Origin of the sequence: Halomonas sp. YLB-10, assembly GCF_003856855.1 — a bacterium.
Taxonomy (GTDB): domain Bacteria; phylum Pseudomonadota; class Gammaproteobacteria; order Pseudomonadales; family Halomonadaceae; genus Halomonas; species Halomonas litopenaei.
Map to the genome: position 1 here is coordinate 122,072 of NZ_RRCU01000004.1, position 15,841 is coordinate 137,912.

Below are 15,841 nucleotides of genomic sequence, written 5' to 3' on the forward strand. Positions count from 1 at the left end.
CCGGCCGGCATCCTGCAACGGGTGTCGGCCGGTACACGTTCCGGCAAGCCTATGCTTGCTTGAGCACAGAACCCCGAGAGACACCCATGCAGACCAATCAACTCCTGGCGATGTTCAGCGGCTCGCTGCTTCTGCTCGGTCTGATCGCCTTCTTCCTGGCCCGCGGCAAGGCCGCCAGAGTCCGAGCCTCCGGCACCTCCATGTACGCCCAGCCCGATCAGTACGGCTGGTTCACCGTCATGTCAACGGCGGGTCCGGCGCTGGTGGTCGGTGCCGTGGGTGGCTTCATCATGCTGCTCGTGGGTGCCGAGATTCCGCCGCTGCTGCTGCTGGCCAGTTGCCTGGTCATCGCCTGCATCGGCCTGGTGTTGGGCGTGGCGATGGTGCGCCCCGACTTCCACGCGCGTCAGGCGATCGAGCGGGTCATCCGCTTCTTTCTTGCCGGCGCGGCTCTGATCTCCATCTTCACCACCCTGGGGATCCTGCTGTCCATCGTCTTCGAGGCGATTCGTTTCTTCCAGATGCAGAGCTTCTGGGACTTTATCACCGGCACCACCTGGAACCCGGGTGCCAGCTTCCTCGAGGCCGCCGGTCGCGCCGAGGAAGGGGCCAGTGCCGCCAAGTTCGGTTCGGTGCCGCTGTTCGCCGGTACCTTCATGATCACCTTCATCGCCATGCTGGTGGCGATTCCGATCGGTCTGCTGGCGGCCATCTACATGGCCGAGTTCGCGCCGCCCAAGGTGCGCACCATCGCCAAGCCGGTACTCGAGGTGCTGGCCGGCATTCCGACCGTGGTCTACGGCTTCTTCGCCGCCATCACGGTGGCGCCGATCATCGTTGCCGTGGCCGGGTTCTTCGGTCTCGAGGCCTCGTTCAACAACGCCCTGGCCCCGGGCATCGTCATGGGCATCATGATCATTCCGTTCATCTCCTCGCTGTCCGATGACGTCATCAACTCGGTGCCCAACAGCATGCGCGAAGGCTCGCTGGCGCTGGGCCTGACCAAGGGCGAGATGATTCGCGACATCGTGGTGCCGGCAGCCCTGCCGGGCATCATCTCGGCCTCGCTGCTGGCGGTATCCCGGGCGCTGGGCGAGACCATGATCGTTGTGATGGCGGCAGGCATGCGCCCCAACCTGACCTTCAATCCGCTGGAAGACATGACCACCGTGACCGTGCGCATCGTCGCCGCGCTGACCGGTGACCAGGAATTCGCCAGTGCCGAGACGCTGTCGGCGTTCGCACTCGGACTGATGCTGTTCGTGGTGACCCTGAGCCTGAATCTGGTGTCGGTGATCATGATCCGTCGCTTCCGCGAAAAGTATCGCGTCAACAACCTGTAAGCCGTGGAGCCAAAGCCAATGAGACAATCCTTCGATGACATCAGCGCCCAGCTCCGCGCTCGCCACCGCAGGTCGGCCCGACTGAAGTGGGCGTCCATGGGAGCGCTCGGCCTTGCCGGCCTGTTCCTGGTGCTGTTCTTTGCCGACATGCTGGTCAAGGGGCTGCCGGCCTTCCAGCAGGCCCAGATCCAGGTCGAGGTGGACTACTCCGAGCAGGCCAGCCAGATCCCCCTGGCGGCGGTTCAGGAAGACGTCCGCCCGCTGGTCAGTCGCGGCTATCTGCGCCTGATCCCGGGTCGCATGGAAGACAACCCGGACCTGCTCGGCACCACCCGCATGGAGTGGGTGCTGGCCGACGGCCAGGTGGACCAGTACCTCAAGGGCCACCACGCCAAGCTCAGCAACAAGGAAATGGCGGTGGTCGATCGGCTGAAAGAGGATGGGCGGGCCGAGTTGCGTTTCAACTCGACCTTCTTCTCCAGCGGTGACTCCAAGATGCCCGAGCTCGCCGGTATTGCTTCGGCGGCCATGGGCACCGTGCTGACCCTGCTGGTGACCCTGGCGGTGGCCTTTCCCATCGGCGTGATGACGGCGGTCTACCTGGAGGAGTTCGCGCCGGACAACCGCTTTACCCAGTTGATCGAGATCAACATCAACAACCTGGCGGCGATTCCCTCGATCCTGTTCGGTCTGCTGGGCCTGGCGATCTTCATCAACTTCTTCGGCGTGCCGCGCTCTTCCCCGGTGGTCGGTGGCCTGACCCTGGCGCTGATGACCCTGCCGGTGATCATCATCGCCACCCGGACCGCGCTTCGCAGCGTGCCGGACTCCATCCGTCATGCCGCCTTCGGCGTCGGCTGCTCACGCTGGCAGATGGTGCGCGATCACGTCCTGCCGGTGGCGCTGCCGGGTATCATGACCGGTTCGATCATCGGCCTGGCTCAGGCCATGGGCGAGACCGCTCCGTTGATCATCGTCGGCATGGTGGCCTTCATCCCCGATGTGACCAACTCCTTTACCGAGGCGGCCACCGTGCTGCCGGCACAGATATTCACCTGGGCGGGCGAGCCTGACCGGGCCTTCATCGAGAAGACGTCGGGCGGCATTCTGGTGCTGCTGTCGATCCTTATCACGCTCAACGCCACCGCGGTGGTGCTGCGCAAGAAATTCGAGCGGCGCTGGTAAACCGGCCCCCAAACAGGATACGTTGCCATGAACATGAAAGTTGCCCAGCGCGGAGATAGCGTGATGAAGCAGGACCAGCCCGGCCAGCCGGTCACTCGCAACGAGGATGCCAACCACGAGTTGAGCATTCGAGTGAACGACCTGAATCTGTGGTACGGAGACTTCCACGCGCTGAAGTCGATCGACATGGATCTGTACCAGAAGAACGTGACCGCCCTGATCGGCCCGTCCGGTTGCGGCAAGTCGACCTTCCTGCGTTGCCTGAATCGCATGAACGATCTGATCCCGAGCGTACGCGTCAAGGGCCTGATCGAGATGGACGGCCGCGACGTCTACGAGCCCAAGATGGACGAGGTCGCGCTGCGGCGTCGGGTCGGCATGGTGTTCCAGAAGCCGAACCCCTTCCCCAAGTCGATCTACGACAACATCGTCTATGCCCCGAAGATGCATGACCTGGTCAGCCGCAAGGCCGACCAGGACGAGCTGGTCGAGCGCGCCCTGCGTGACGCCGGCCTGTGGGAAGAGGTCAAGGACAAGCTGCACCAGCCCGGCACCTCGCTGTCCGGTGGCCAGCAGCAGCGTCTATGCATCGCCCGTGCCATCGCGGTCCAGCCGGACGTGATCCTGATGGATGAGCCGACCTCGGCGCTGGACCCGATCTCCACCGCCACCATCGAAGACCTGATGGACAAGCTCAAGCAGCAGTACACCATCATCACGGTGACGCACAATATGCAGCAGGCGGCTCGTGTCGCCGACTACACGGCGTTCTTCCACCTGGGAGAGGTCATCGAGTACAACGACACCAAGACCATGTTCTCGACCCCGCATACCAAGAAGGCCGAGGACTACATCACCGGTCGTTACGGCTAGGCCGAAAAGCGTCGGTCAGCGTGGTAGCGTTCACCGCGGTAGCAAAGGGAGGCCTTCGGGCCTCCCTTTTTACTACCTGTGAACCGGGGCCAGTAGCCGTGGTGGCCCGCTCTGGTGGCAGGATTGGTGTCTGCATCTGATGTCAGGGTCTGGTGCAGGGGTCTGGTGTCAGGGGGCTGGCATCAGGAACTGGCGGGCTGGCGGCGGACGTAGGCGGCGACACCACGCATCGACCACAGTCCCAGCACCGGTCCGGGCAACAGTAGCCACAGCACGCTCAGTTCGTGCTCCTGCCACAGGCTGGCACCGAGCCAGATACCGGGCAGGGTAAGGGTGAAGCCGATGGCGTTCATCACTGCCAGGGTCGCGCCGATGTGTGCCCTGGGGGCGGTGGCCGAGGCCAGTGACGAGAACTGGGCCGAGTCGGCGATGACGCTGAAGCCCCAGAGGTACAGCAGGCCCAGCAGCAGCAGGGGGCTGGCCTGACCAAGCCAGGGGTAGATCAGGCACAGGGCGCCGGAGGTGGCGAGCGCCAGGTTGGCCGCACTGGCGCTGCCGTGGCGTCGGCTGAGGGCGCCGGCCAGGATGCAGCCCAGTGCCCCCACGGCGATGACCGAAAAGCTCAGCCAGGGCGCCCAGTCGGCTGGCGCCTGAAGGCGCGTGACCTCACGGCCGACCAGGAAGGGCACCAGCAGCCAGAAGGCGTAGAGTTCCCAGCAGTGGCCGAAGTAGCCGCCGGCGACGCTGAGAAAGTGGCGATCACGAAAGGCGGCAAGGCCATCCTTCAGTCTGGCGCGAGACGCGTTTGCTGGCAGGTGCGGGCCGTCGCCCAATAGCGCCACGGCGATGCCACCGGCCACCGCCAGGGCCGAGGACAGGATCAGGGTCCAGGCCCAGGGGAGGTCCAGGGTGGCGCCGCGCAGCAGATGGGGCATGGCCGTGCCGAGTGTCAGCATGCCCACCAGCCAGGCCAGGGCGACCCCGGTGTGACGCGGGGTCCAGCCGATCACCAGCTTCATGCCCAGCGGGTAAATGCCGGCCAGGCAGAGCCCGGTGGCGAAGCGCAGCAGCAGGGCGAGGGCGTGCTGCTCGGCAACGGTGATAAAGGCGAGGTTGACCAGAGCGCCTGCCAGGCTAGCGCTCAGAAAGATGCGACTGGCGCGGTAGCGATCGGCGAGACCGCTGGCGGCGATCGTCAGGGTGCCGACGATAAAGCCGAGTTGCACTGCCAGGGTCAGGTGACCGATTTCGGCCTCGCGAATGCCGAGGTCGCTTCCCAGCGAGGCGGCAACGCCGTTGATGCTGAACCACAGCGATGTACCGCACCACTGTGCCAGCACGATCAGCGGCAGGGCCAGGCGAGAGCGCTCCATGCGTGAGTCCTGTTGTGGATCCAGACCTGAGGTCAAAAAAATGGCCGGGAGCGCCTGTGAGCGCCCCCGGCCATGCTGACCGCTTATCGGCGTGGAAGGCAAGCGTCGCGCCTGCCTTTCAGACTACGACGTTGGCTAACCAGGTCTCGACGTCAGTCGATCAGCTCTCGGCCTCATTCGATCAATGGCCGGCCTCAGTCGATCAGTTCCACCGCCACGGCGGTGGCTTCACCGCCGCCGATGCACAGACTGGCGATCCCTCGTTTTCCGCCCTTGGTGCGCAGGGCGTGGATCAGGGTGGCGATGATCCGTGAGCCAGTGGAGCCGACCGGGTGACCCTGGGCGCAGGCGCCGCCGAAGACGTTGACCTTGTCGTGGGGCAGTCCCAGATCGTCCATGGCCATCAGGGTGACCACGGCGAAGGCCTCGTTGATCTCGAACAGATCCACATCATCCACCGACCAGTCGAGCTTCTTCATCAGTGACTCGATGGCGCCCACCGGGGCAATGGTGAACTCGCTGGGGTGGCGCGAGTGGGTGCTGTGGCCGAGCATGCGGGCCAGCGGGGTGGCGCCGAGGCGATCCGCCGCTGCCTGGGTGGACAGGATCAGGGCAGAGGCGCCATCGGAGATGGAGCTGGCATTGGCCGCCGTGATGGTCCCGTCCTTGGCAAAGGCCGGCCTCAGGGTGCGAATCTTGTCCAGACGAGCCTGGAAGGGTTGCTCGTCATGCTCGACAAGGGTGTCGCCCTGACGGCTGGAGACCGTGACGGGGGCCATCTCGGCGGCCAGGTGGCCGGCCTCGGTGGCCTGCATCGCCCGCTCCAGCGAAGCGATGGCGAAGTCGTCCATGCGCTCGCGTTCGTAGCCGCGCTCGCTGGCGACTTCCTGGGCGAAGCCACCCATCAGCTTGCCGGTCTCGGCGTCCTCCAGGCCATCGAGGAACATATGGTCCTTGAGTTCGCCATGGCCCAGGCGGTAGCCGCCACGGGCCTTGGTCAACACATGGGGGGCGTTGGACATGGACTCCATGCCGCCGGCCAGCATGACCTCGGCGGTGCCGGCCCTGATCAGGTCGTGGGCCAGCATGGTGGCCTTCATGCCCGAGCCACAGAGCTTGTTGATGGTGGTGGCGCCGCGGTGGTCGGGAATGCCGGCCTGGCGCATGGCCTGACGGGCCGGCCCTTGCTTGACCCCGGCCGGCAGCACGCAGCCGAAGATCCCTTCTTCGATGGCGTCTGCCGGAATCCTGGCACGCTCGATGGCGGCGCGAATGGCGCAGGCGGCCAGCTCGGGGGCGGTCTGACTGGACAGGGAGCCCAGCATGCCGCCCATGGGGGTGCGGGCAGCGGCAAGAAAGACGATATCGGACTGACTCATGGCGTGACTCCTGAAACCGTTGCATGTCGATTCTGCGATCGAGCGGCAAGGTGTTGTGTTTGTGTGGGCCGTGGACACGGCGCTGTGATGTCAGTGTGGTTCAGTCCCCGGGGTTTCGCTCGCGACGCGAATCGCGTACGACAAGGTCAGCAAACGACGTTGACCCCGAGGGTGGGCTATGCTTTTCTCAACGAAACCAAGCAAGCGCTAGTGTAACTGTCGATGAATGTAATGAATGACTCGCCCCGTCGCAAGGAGCTGACCCGGCTCGCCGCTCAGCTGTTTGTCCAGGAAGGCTTCGATCGCACCACCGTGCGCATGCTGGCACAGGAAATGGGGATCAAGTCAGGAAGCCTCTTTCACCACTTTCGTGACAAGCAGGAGATTCTTGCTGCGGTCATCGAAGAGGGCACCCAGAACGCCTTGACGTTGGCTCGAGCCGCGCTCAAGGACAGTGCGCCCGACCCCTTGTCCAGGCTGCATGCCATGGCGCGGGCCCATCTGGATACGCTGTTGACCGACCGCAACGCCCACGTGGTAGCGCTGTATGAGTGGCGGCGCCTCGACGATGGCGCTCGGGACCACCTGACCCACCTGCGTGACGCCTACGAGGCGCTGTGGAACGAGGTGCTGGATGACGCCATCGCAGCGGATCTGGTCACCGGCGATCGCGCCCTGGTTTCGCGCTTTGTGCTGGGCGCCCTGAACTGGACGGTGCGCTGGTACGACCCGGACGGGCCGCGTGACCCCGAACAGCTGGCCCACGAACTGGTCGTGATGATCACCCGCCGTCCTTGATCTGCCAAGGGCAGAGTAGCGGGCCGCCCCCTGTGATGGACAGCTGGGGCGCGCCGTGTGCCTGGTAGTCGGTTCTGCTCGTCTTTTCTCTTTCTCTTTTCTCTTTTGCTCCTGTTCTCCTTTTCCCATTCCCGCGTTGTCGTTGCCTCGATGAGGTTCATTCTTTCGCCGAGTGCGCGGGCACGTCCGTCGTGCTCGGTCGGTGCGGTACTTCGAGGTATTCCTAGACGATGGTCTAGCGCACTCTTGCTTGTGTCATGACGTTGAAGCCTCTAGCTTCAACCCTAGCGCTTGCTAGGTTGACGCTTACGTCAACGGAATATTGCTGCCGGGGTCACCCTGGAGAGCTTCATCAACAATCACAACGCAAGAGGCCCGTCATGAGCCACGTCACGCCCGTCGATGCCGAGAGCTATCGCGAGACCTTCGACATCCAGCAGGTGATCGATCGTCTGGACGACCACCAGGATGGATATCTCAACGCCTATCATGCCTGCTGTGGTCGACATCTAGGGCAGGGCAGGGGCGACGTCCTGGCGCTGGTGCATGAGGACACCGCCGGTCAGGTGAGCCGGTTGACCTATCGTGAGCTCGACCAGCAAAGCGCGCGCCTGGCGGGCTGGATGGCGGCTCGGGGGCTGGGTGTCGGTGACCGTATCGCCTGCATGCTGCCGCGTTCGCCGCAACTGCTGGTCGCCGTGGTGGCGACCTGGCGTCTGGGTGCGGTGTACCAGCCGCTGTTTACCGCCTTCGGGCCGGATGCGGTGGACTATCGCCTGGGACGCGCCGACACCCGCCTGGTCATCACCGACGCGGCCAATCGTCACAAGTTCGACGGCCTGGAAAGCTGTCCCCCGGTGCTGGCGCTGGGTGGGGCCAGCGAGACGCATCCGCAGGACCTGTCCTGGGATGAGGCCTTGGCCAGCGAAGCGCTTCAGGACTCGCCGCCGCGGCTGTCGCCAGACGCCCCCTTTCTGCAGATGTTCACCTCCGGCACCGTCGGCAAGCCCAAGGGGGTGGCGGTGCCGCTGTCGGCCATGCCGGCCTTTGCGCTGTACATGGAGCTGGCCGTGGACCTGCGGCCAGAAGACCGCTTCTGGAACATGGCCGATCCAGGCTGGGCCTATGGCCTCTACTACGCCATCGCCGGGCCGCTGCTGCTGGGCGTCACCACTCACTTTTGCGAGGCGGGGTTCAGCGCCGAGGGAGCGCTTGCCTTCATGCAGCGCCATGACATCACCAATTTTGCCGCGGCGCCCACCGCCTATCGACTGATGAAGGCCTCGGGTCTGTTCGACAATGCCCATGAGACGCTGTCGCTGCGCGCGGCAAGTTCAGCGGGCGAGCCGCTCAATACAGAAGTGGTGAGCTGGGTGGAGTCGGCGCTGGGCTGTCCGGTGATGGATCACTACGGCCAGACCGAGACCGGCATGACCTGCAACAACCACCATCGGCTCGAGCACCCGAAGCACATCGGCGGCATGGGCGTACCCATGCCCGGCTACCGCCTGGTGATCCTCGATGCCGAGTACCAGGAGTTGCCCCCCGGTGAGCCCGGCGTGCTGGCGGTGGATATCGAGCGCTCGCCGGCGCACTTCTTCCCCGGCTATACCTGGCAGGAGAAGCATCCCTTCGCCGAGGGTTACTACCTGACCGGAGACGTGGTGGTGCGCAACGAGGACGGCAGCTTCCAGTTCGCCGGGCGCGACGACGACATCATCACCACCGCTGGTTATCGGGTCGGCCCCACCGACGTCGAAAACTCGGTACTGACCCACCCCGCGGTGGCGGAATCTGCGGCAGTGGGGCAGCCGGACGAGATCCGCGGCGAGATCATCAAGTCCTATGTGGTGTTACGTGACGGCTTCGAGGCCAGCGATGCCCTGGCCGACGAAATTCGTCAGCAGGTGCGAGAGCGCCTGTCGACCCACGCCTTCCCTCGGGTGATCGAGTTTGTCGATGAGTTGCCGAAGACCCCGAGCGGCAAGATTCAGCGCTTCAAGCTGCGAGCCGATGCCGCCGAAAAGGCCTGAACGAGCCGTCGGTATGGTGTCGGGCCAGGCATCCAGATAGACGTTTTTACCTTACGCCCCGAGCGAGTGCTCGGGGCTTGTTGCATGATTGATCAGGAGAATTCGCATGCGTATCGAGAACGCGACCTTTGTCATCACCGGTGCCGGCTCCGGCCTTGGCTCCGCCTGTGCCGAACGCCTGGTGGCCGCCGGTGGTCGAGTCGTGCTGTGCGACTTGAGCGAGGGCGTGCAGGACCAGGCCAGACGTCTGGGCGACGCTGCCATCGCGGTGCAGGGCGATGTCACCTCGGCGGATGACATCCAGGCGGTGATCGACGCGGCCCAGGCCCACGGTGACGGCCTTGCCGGAGTGATCCACTGCGCCGGTGTGGTCAGTGTGGCCAAGCTGGTGGATCGCCACGGCAACCCGGCCGACCTCGACGCCTATGCACGCACCGTGCAGATCAACCTGGTCGGGACCTTCAACGTCATGCGCCTGGCGGCGGCGGCCATGAGCCAGAACCCGCCGGGAGACGACGGTGAGCGTGGGGTCATCATCAATACCGCTTCGGTCGCCGCCTTCGATGGCCAGGTGGGGCAGTGCGCCTACAGCGCCTCCAAGGCGGGGGTGGTAGGCATGAGCCTGCCGGCCGCCAGGGAACTGTCGCGTCACGGCATCCGGGTGATGGCGATCGCGCCAGGCGTGTTCGAGACGCCGATGATGGCGGACATCCCCGAGGATGCCGTCGCCGCGCTGTCCCAGGCGGTGCCTTTCCCCAAGCGGCTGGGCAAGCCCGATGAATTTGCCCGCCTGGCGGAGCAGATCATCACCAACAGCATGCTCAATGGCGAAGTCATTCGCCTGGATGGCGGTATTCGCATGCAGTGAATCCTGCCCTGAAACGAACGCTTGACTTAGAGGGCGGTCGTCGCTACTTTCAAACACATGTTTGAAAGTGCGTCCTGGCGAGGTCCATCGCAGGCGCAGCCACCGAATCCAGGAGTGCCCCATGCCCGACTATCAGGCCCCGCTGCGCGACATGCGCTTCGTGATGGACGAACTGTTCGACTACCCGAGCCATTATGCTCGTCTTCCTGCGGGGGATGATGTCTCGCCCGACGTGGTGGCGGCGATCCTCGAGGAGGGCGCGCGCTTCGCCCGCGAGGTGCTGCTGCCTCTCAACCAGAGCGGTGATCGCGAGGGCTGTCGTCTCGAAGGTGGCGAGGTCAAGGCGCCGAGCGGTTTTCGCGAAGCCTATCGACAGTACGTGGAGGGTGGCTGGCCAAGCCTTGCCGCAGAGCCCGAGCACGGTGGCCAGGGCCTGCCGCCGTCACTGTCGATGCTGCTGTCGGAGATGATCTGTGGCTCGAACCTGGCCTGGGGCATGTATCCGGGTCTGTCCAACGGGGCGGCAGACGCGCTGCGACACCACGGCACCGAAGAGCAGCAGCGTGTCTACCTGACCAAGCTGGTGGAGGGGAGCTGGACCGGCACCATGTGCCTGACGGAGCCCCACTGCGGTACCGACCTCGGGCTGATCAAGACCCGCGCGCTGCCCCAGGATGACGGCAGCTACCGCATCAGCGGGACCAAGATATTCATCTCCGCCGGTGAGCATGATCTGGCCGACAACATCCTTCACCTGGTGCTCGCCAAGCGGCCGGATGCACCCGAGGGATCCAAGGGCATCTCGCTGTTTCTGGTGCCGAAATTTCTGCCAGATGGCCAGGGCGAAGCGGGGGAGCGCAACGGCGTGGTGTGCGGCTCTCTCGAACACAAGATGGGCATCCACGGTAACGCTACCTGCGTGATGAACTTCGACGGCGCCACCGGCTACCTGATCGGTGCGCCGAACAAGGGTCTGGCGTGCATGTTCACCATGATGAACGCCGCGCGTATCGGGGTCGGTATCCAGGGCCTGGGGCTCGCCGAGGCGAGCTTCCAGAACGCCCTGGCCTACGCCCGGGATCGACTGCAGATGCGCGCGCTGTCGGGCCCCAAGGCACCCGAAAAAGCCGCGGATCCGATCATCGTCCATCCGGACGTGCGGCGCATGCTGCTGACCCAGAAGGCTATCGCCGAAGGCGGCCGGATGCTGGTGCTGTATACCGCCCAGTTGGTGGACGTGGTCGAGCAGTGTTCGGCCGGCGAGGAGCGCGAGCGGGCCGAGACCCTGCTGGGCCTGTTGACCCCGGTCGTCAAGGCGTTCCTGACCGAGCTTGGTTTCGAGGCCACCAATGAAGGGGTACAGGTGTTCGGCGGCCACGGCTTTATCCAGGAATGGGGCATGGAGCAGATGGTGCGTGATGCACGCATCACACGGCTGTACGAAGGCACCACCGGGATCCAGGCGCTGGACCTGCTGGGACGCAAGGTGCTGATGAACCAGGGCGAGAGCCTGAAGGACTTCACCAGAGAGATCCACAAGTTCTGCCAGGCCAATGCCGATGACGAGGCCATGGCGCCCTTTGTTGGCCCGCTGGCCAAGCTCAACAGTCAATGGGGCGAGCTGACCATGGGCATCGGCATGAAGGCCATGAGCGATCGTGAAGAAGTGGGGGCAGCCTCGGTGGACTACCTGATGTACTCGGGCTACGTGACCCTGGCCTATCTGTTCGCCCGGTCGGTCAAGTGCGCCCGGGAAGCGCTGGCGGACTCGCCCAGCGACGCCAGCTTCTACCAGGCCAAGATCCACACCGCGCGCTTCTACTTCGAACGGCTGTTGCCGCGCACCCGTACCCACGCCGCCCAGATGCAGGCAGGGGCCGAGGGCCTGATGGCGATGGACGCGGAAAGTTTCGGCCTTGGTTTCGAGGTGTAGACGGGACTGCCTGTCGACACGATGTTTTGCTGAGCTCTCTCGATCGGGTGACTGATCGTTGATGGGCGGCGAGCCTGGCTCGCCGCCCTTTTTTATCGAGGCGAAGCGAGCCCGGGGGATGCGTCTGTCGGAGCAGAAGACTGAGACACTTCATTAGCCGCCATACGGGTTTCATGGCATGATGCGCCGATACGCATATTCTTATAGTGAAGGTGATGCAAGACTCTCTCCATCTGTCGATTCTCGCCAAGGAGGCATCATGAGCCGCCACCTGGGATTGGGGGTCAAGTCGTTACTTATCCCGTTGTTGTCCTTTCTGGTCGCACTGGTGCCGGTGCTGTGGATCGGCAGCCACGCGCTTCAGGACGTCGAGCGCCACTTCGGACAACGCTTCGCCGAGCAGTACAGCCAACTGCATACCCAGCGCATGCTGACGCCGCTTTCCACCGAGCTGGCCCTGGCCAGGCGCTTCGGCGATCTGACGGTCACCCGCGACTGGCTCTCGGATATCGACAACGAGGAACTCAAGGCCCGTTTCTTCGCCGAGTCCGAGGGATTTCGCCAGCAGTTCGACGGTGACGACTACTTTGTGGTGCATCACGACAGCCGCCAGTTCTACTTCAACGACGGCAAGATGAGTCCGAGCCGTGCCCCCCGCAACCAGCTGTCACGCAGTGACAGCGAAGACAGCTGGTACTTCCGCATGATGGACAGTGGGGCGCCTACCCGGGTTCAGGTCGCCTATAGTCCGGCGCTGGACATCACCCGGGTGTGGATCAATGTTCGCGTCGACGGCGAGAACGGGCCCCTTGGCATGGTCGGTGGCGGCCTCAATTTCAACCGCCTACTGGCCAGCAGCTTCGACGATCAACCGTTGGGTGTGGCTTCCTTCCTGCTCGGCCGCGAGGGTCGGGTGCTGGCGATGGCAGAGGACGGAGAGCTCCAGGCGACCGACTTGAGCCAGGTCGATGAAGGCGGCGGCGTGCTTGATGCGGCGGTCGAGGATCCCGAGGCCCTCGCCGAGATGCTGGCATCGGCCCGAGAGAGCGGCGGAGATGTGGTGACCCGCACCCTCGAGTGGTCCGGTGAGGAGCGAGTGGTGGCGGTCAGCTACATGCCGGAGCTCGACTGGTGGTTGGTGTCGGCGGTCGATCCCTACGCCGCCACCTTGCTGGAAAAGCGTTGGTTGTGGCCGCTGATGTTCGCCCTGGTGGCCAGCCTCGGGGTGGTGCTGCTGGTGGTGGTGATCGCCCTGCGGCGGCTGATCGTCAACCCGATGCGTCGCCTCAGTCAATCCGCCCAGGCGCTGGCCCAGGGCCGTTATGACACCAGGCTCGACAGTGACCGCGGTGATGAGATCGGCGATCTGTCACGGGATTTCCAGCGCATGGCCGATCAGGTTCAGGCCCATACCGAGGAGCTCGAGGAACGCATCCGTCAGCGCACCATGGATCTCACCCTGGCCAATCGGCAGATGAGCGAGGCCAAGCGTCAGATCGATGATTCCCTCGACTGCGCTCGGGTATTGCAGCAGGCGATCCTGCCCAGCCGCGACATGCAACGCTGCGCCGGGCTAAGGCACGGCGTGCTGTGGAGTCCCAAGGATACGGTCGGCGGCGACATCTTCGTGTTCCGGGATTTCGGTCATGACCGCGGCTATCTGCTGGGGGTTATCGACTGCGCGGGACACGGCGTGCCCGGCGCCCTGATGACCATGCTCGCCCGTGCGGCCTTCGACAACTCGGTCAACCAGGTGGGGCCCGAGAATCCGGCGGGTATCCTCGAGGAGATGGACCGGCGCATTCGCCGCACGCTCGAGGCCGACAGCGAGGCTCACGGCGTGACGCCGCACATGGATGCGGGGCTGGTGTGGGTCGGCGCCGACCAGCAGCAATTGACCTTCTCCGGCGCCAAGCTGGATCTCTATGCCACCGATGGCCAGCGCCTGGAGGTACTGGCCGGTGGTCGACGTGCCCTGGCGTTCAAGCGTCGTGGGGAGTTCACCAATCAAACGTTGGCACTGGTACCTGGCTGGTCCTGTACGCTGTGCAGTGACGGCTTCCTGGATCAGGCGGGCGGCGAGCACGGGTTCGGCTTCGGCAGGCGGCGTTTCGAGGCCATGCTGCTGGAGCACGCCGGGCTCGATCCCAGGGCACAGGTTGCGGCCTTCCTGGATGCGCTGGCGCGTTTCCAGGGTGAGGCGCACCAGCGTGACGATATCACCCTGCTGTGCTTCCAGCCGGCGGTCGAGGACGAGCAGGACGGCACCGCGTCCGCGACGTCCAATATTCACCACGGTCACGATGAGGGAATTCCATGGACCTCTTGACGCTGCGCGACCAATTCGACAAACAGCGCGTGCTGCTAAGCTTCAATGGCCCTATTTCCCATAGCCTGATCGAAGAGATCGGCAAGGCCATTCGCAACTACCTCAACAACGAATCTGCGGCACCATCGGCGGCGATGGACGTGTTCTCGACCTACATCGAAATGACCCAGAACATCAGCCATTACGCCACCGCCATGGGCTATGACGAACAGCGCGCCACCGCCACCGTTGCGGTGGCGCGGGGCGAGCAGGGGCACTATCTGGTGTCGGCGGGCAACGTGGTCGAGCATGCCGATGGCCAGCGTCTGATGGCGACCGTCGAGGAACTCGGCGAGATGGACGCGGTCGAGCTCAAGCGACGCTACAAGCAGCAACTCAGAAAGCCGCGGGAAGACGGCTCCCGGGGAGCAGGGCTGGGATTGATCGACATGGCGCGCAAGTCCTGCCAGCCGCTTCAGTCGAACCTGACGCCGCTCTCCGATCAACAGAGCTTTTTCTGCATCACCGCCACTATCTGACGGAAAGTCGAGAAAATGATCAACGACATTGCGATTGACGGGACCCAGTCGACCCCTGACATTCGTTCTGACTGGGACGCCGGAACGCTGACCATGCGCGGCGACTCCTATCCCGAAAACACCTTCGAGCTCTACAGTGGCGTGCTGAACTGGGTAGATCACTACCTGCGAGACGGCGAGAGCCCCCTCGAGGTGTGCCTGGAACTGGTCTACCTCAACACCAGCTCGGTCAAGGCGATGATGGACATCTTCGACCTGATGGAGGAGGCTCACCTGGAAGGCAAGGCCTGCAGCGTGGATTGGCGCTACGATGTCAGAAATGAACGCATCGCCGAGCTGGCCGAGGAGTTCAAGGAAGACTGCAGTTTTCCGTTTGCGATCACCCCCGTCGAGGACACCAGTTCATGACCGAAAGGGATCGTCAGCTGCTGCGGGACATCGAGGCGCTGCTGGCCTCGTCCGAGCATCAGGACAATCCACTGAAGGCACCGCTCGAAGCGCTCTACCGGCGGCATACCGAGCAGCTTGAGCGGCTGGAGCGCATGGCTTCCATTTCCGATGGCTTTCAGCGCAACGTCAAGAGCGACCTGTCCACCGCCGAACGCCGGCTGGAGCGACAGCAGCGTCGCCAGCACAAGCTGTCACGCATCGCCGATGGTTATCAGGAGCTATTGCACGAGCGCAAGCAGACGCTGGAAAGCGAGGTCATGCTCGATCCATTGACCAAGATCCCCAATCGTCGTGGCCTGCACACCGAGCTGCGTCGACTGATGGCCGCCTCCAGCCGACAGCAACGCCCTTTTACCCTGGCGATGGTGGACATCGACCACTTCAAGCGCTTCAACGACGAGCATGGGCATGATGTCGGCGATCAGGCGCTGCTGGTAGTGGCCAAGGTCCTCGATGACACCCTGCGTGGTGGCGATATCGTCGGCCGCTGGGGGGGAGAAGAGTTTCTGATTGCCTTGCCCGGCGCTTCGCTGTGGGCGGCTGAGCCCCTGTTCGAGCGGCTCCAGGCCAAGTTGCGTACCACCCAGGTGGTGAGCGACGCCTCCCTGTCGCTGACCGTCAGCATCGGCGCGGCGGAGCACCGTCATGACGAGACCTACGAGCAGACCATGAATCGCGCCGACCAGGCGTTGTATCAGGCCAAGCGCAATGGGCGAGATCGCTGGGAGGCCGCCGAGTGACGGGCGTTCTGACTCAGCA

At 64.2% G+C, this 15,841-nt stretch carries 13 protein-coding genes; 11 read left to right on the top strand and 2 right to left on the bottom strand.

Annotated features, from left to right (window positions below):
* The first annotated feature begins 86 nt into the window (after nucleotides 1–86).
* The 3 genes from pstC (at nucleotide 87) to pstB (ending at nucleotide 3,401) form a co-directional block, all read left to right on the top strand.
* The gene (pstC, locus tag EBB56_RS10460) at nucleotides 87–1,343 is read left to right on the top strand and encodes a phosphate ABC transporter permease subunit PstC (RefSeq protein WP_045993231.1); all 1,257 of its coding nucleotides are present in this window, start codon (nucleotides 87–89) and stop codon (nucleotides 1,341–1,343) included.
* A gap of 18 nt (nucleotides 1,344–1,361) precedes the next feature.
* Nucleotides 1,362–2,528, top strand: a complete 1,167-nt coding sequence (gene pstA, locus EBB56_RS10465) for a phosphate ABC transporter permease PstA (RefSeq protein ID WP_045993232.1) — start codon at nucleotides 1,362–1,364, stop codon at nucleotides 2,526–2,528.
* A 63-nt stretch (nucleotides 2,529–2,591) separates the two neighbouring features.
* Nucleotides 2,592–3,401: a phosphate ABC transporter ATP-binding protein PstB gene (gene pstB, locus EBB56_RS10470; RefSeq protein WP_045993272.1), complete on the top strand. Its 810-nt coding sequence runs from the start codon at nucleotides 2,592–2,594 to the stop codon at nucleotides 3,399–3,401.
* 182 nt (nucleotides 3,402–3,583) lie between these two features.
* Here pstB and EBB56_RS10475 read toward each other — a convergent pair whose 3' ends face one another.
* Nucleotides 3,584–4,774, bottom strand: coding sequence for a nitrate/nitrite transporter (locus tag EBB56_RS10475; protein WP_124804336.1), 1,191 nt, complete (start codon nucleotides 4,772–4,774; stop codon nucleotides 3,584–3,586).
* A 194-nt stretch (nucleotides 4,775–4,968) separates the two neighbouring features.
* Entirely contained in the window at nucleotides 4,969–6,153 is a 1,185-nt protein-coding gene (locus EBB56_RS10480; RefSeq protein ID WP_045993234.1) for an acetyl-CoA C-acyltransferase, read from the bottom strand.
* 231 nt (nucleotides 6,154–6,384) lie between these two features.
* Between EBB56_RS10480 and EBB56_RS10485 the strand changes: the two genes are divergently transcribed.
* The 8 genes from EBB56_RS10485 to EBB56_RS10520 all read left to right on the top strand — a co-directional run bounded on the left by EBB56_RS10485 (nucleotide 6,385) and on the right by EBB56_RS10520 (nucleotide 15,822).
* Nucleotides 6,385–6,951 carry a TetR/AcrR family transcriptional regulator gene (locus EBB56_RS10485; RefSeq protein ID WP_045993235.1) on the top strand — a complete coding sequence of 189 codons (567 nt, stop codon included), beginning with the start codon at nucleotides 6,385–6,387 and terminating at the stop codon, nucleotides 6,949–6,951.
* Between the two features lie 380 nt (nucleotides 6,952–7,331).
* Nucleotides 7,332–8,984 (top strand): AMP-binding protein, encoded by a 1,653-nt coding sequence (locus EBB56_RS10490; RefSeq protein ID WP_045993236.1) that lies wholly within the window; start codon nucleotides 7,332–7,334, stop codon nucleotides 8,982–8,984.
* 106 nt (nucleotides 8,985–9,090) lie between these two features.
* On the top strand, nucleotides 9,091–9,852 hold the full coding sequence (locus EBB56_RS10495) for an SDR family NAD(P)-dependent oxidoreductase (RefSeq protein WP_045993237.1): 762 nt from the start codon (nucleotides 9,091–9,093) through the stop codon (nucleotides 9,850–9,852).
* A 121-nt stretch (nucleotides 9,853–9,973) separates the two neighbouring features.
* Complete coding sequence (locus tag EBB56_RS10500) at nucleotides 9,974–11,785, top strand: acyl-CoA dehydrogenase C-terminal domain-containing protein (protein ID WP_124804337.1); 1,812 nt, start codon at nucleotides 9,974–9,976, stop codon at nucleotides 11,783–11,785.
* Nucleotides 11,786–12,044: 259 nt separating this feature from the next.
* Complete coding sequence (gene siaA, locus EBB56_RS10505) at nucleotides 12,045–14,114, top strand: biofilm regulation protein phosphatase SiaA (protein ID WP_185696416.1); 2,070 nt, start codon at nucleotides 12,045–12,047, stop codon at nucleotides 14,112–14,114.
* Complete coding sequence (gene siaB / locus EBB56_RS10510; protein WP_124804339.1) at nucleotides 14,102–14,632, top strand: biofilm regulation protein kinase SiaB; 531 nt, start codon at nucleotides 14,102–14,104, stop codon at nucleotides 14,630–14,632. The genes siaA and siaB overlap by 13 nt, the downstream gene beginning before the upstream one ends.
* 15 nt (nucleotides 14,633–14,647) lie before the next feature.
* Nucleotides 14,648–15,040: a biofilm regulation phosphoprotein SiaC gene (gene siaC / locus EBB56_RS10515; RefSeq protein ID WP_249742852.1), complete on the top strand. Its 393-nt coding sequence runs from the start codon at nucleotides 14,648–14,650 to the stop codon at nucleotides 15,038–15,040.
* On the top strand, nucleotides 15,037–15,822 hold the full coding sequence (locus EBB56_RS10520) for a diguanylate cyclase (RefSeq protein ID WP_124804340.1): 786 nt from the start codon (nucleotides 15,037–15,039) through the stop codon (nucleotides 15,820–15,822). Before siaC ends, EBB56_RS10520 begins: the two co-directional genes overlap by 4 nt.
* Nucleotides 15,823–15,841: the final 19 nt, after the last annotated feature.